1 rRNA gene is annotated in these 1,507 nt (G+C 52.8%); it reads left to right on the forward strand.

The features are described from left to right. Positions 1 to 1,507: ribosomal RNA gene (locus LIZ66_RS18265) — 23S ribosomal RNA — on the forward strand; the annotation flags it as partial.

Below are 1,507 nucleotides of genomic sequence, written 5' to 3' on the forward strand. Positions count from 1 at the left end.
AGAGGGTGAAAGCCCCGTATGTGAAAGCAGATGAGACTGAGCAGGATCCAGAGTACCACGAGACACGAGAAACCTTGTGGGAAGTCAGGGGGACCACCCCCTAAGGCTAAATACTACTTAGTGACCGATAGCGCATAGTACTGTGAAGGAAAGGTGAAAAGGACCCCGGGAGGGGAGTGAAAGAGAACCTGAAACCCTGTGTCTACAAGCTGTGGGAGCACCTTATGCGTGCAACCGCGTACTTTTTGTAGAACGGTCCGGCGAGTTACGCTTACTGGCAAGGTTAAGCACTTCAGGTGCGGAGCCGTAGGGAAACCAAGTCTTAAGAGGGCCTTAAGTCAGTAGGAGTAGACCCGAAACCGGGTGATCTACCCATGTCCAGGATGAAGCTGCCGTAAGAGGCAGTGGAGGTCCGGACCCACATCCGTTGAAAAGGGTGGGGATGAGGTGTGGGTAGGGGAGAAATTCCAATCGAACCCGGAGATAGCTGGTTCTCCTCGAAATAGCTTTAGGGCTAGCCTCGGTCATGAGTCTTGTGGAGGTAGAGCACTGAATTTCCTAGGGGGCGTCAAAGCCTACCGAAGAATATCAAACTCCGAATGCCATGTAGACAGGACCGGGAGTCAGACTGCACGAGATAAGTTGGGCAGTCAAAAGGGAAAGAGCCCAGACCTTCAGTTAAGGTCCCAAAGTGTACGTTAAGTGGAAAAGGATGTGGGGTCTCGAAGACAACCAGGATGTTGGCTCAGAAGCAGCCATTCATTCAAAGAGTGCGTAATAGCTCACTGGTCGAGAGGCCCTGCGCCGAAAATGTCCGGGGCTGAAACGTACCACCGAAACTAAGGGATCCGTAAGGATCGGTAGAGGAGCATTGCATGCGGAACGAAGCAGTACCGTAAGGAGCTGTGGACTGCATGGAAGAGAGAATGCCGGAATGAGTAGCGAGATAAAGGTGAGAATCCTTTAGGCCGAATATCCAAGGTTTCCAGGGTAAAGCTGATCTGCCCTGGGTAAGTCGGGGCCTAAGGCGAGGACGAGAGTCGTAGCCGATGGACAACAGGTGGAGATTCCTGTACTGCGGTATGACAGAACTGTGGGGACACGTAAGGAAAGCGGAAGCCGGGAATGGAAAGCCCGGTGCAAGCAGGGTACCAGACACTCAGGCAAATCCGGGTGTCAATGGGAAGCTGTGATGCGGAGCGAAATACAAGTAGCGAAGTCCGTGAGCCATGCGTCAAGAAAAGCCGCTATTGTTTATACCGTACCCGTACCGTAAACCGACACAGGTGGATGAGGAGAGAATCCTAAGGCCGGCGGAAGAAGCATTGTCAAGGAACTCGGCAAAATGACCCCGTAACTTCGGGAGAAGGGGTGCCACTGAGAAGTGGCCGCAGAGAATAGGCTCAAGCAACTGTTTAGCAAAAACACAGGTCTATGCGAAACCGAAAGGTGAGGTATATGGGCTGACGCCTGCCCGGTGCTGGAAGGTTAAGAGGAGAGGTTAGCG

It is taken from the genome of Blautia faecis (assembly GCF_020554845.1).
GTDB lineage: Bacteria > Bacillota > Clostridia > Lachnospirales > Lachnospiraceae > Blautia_A > Blautia_A faecis.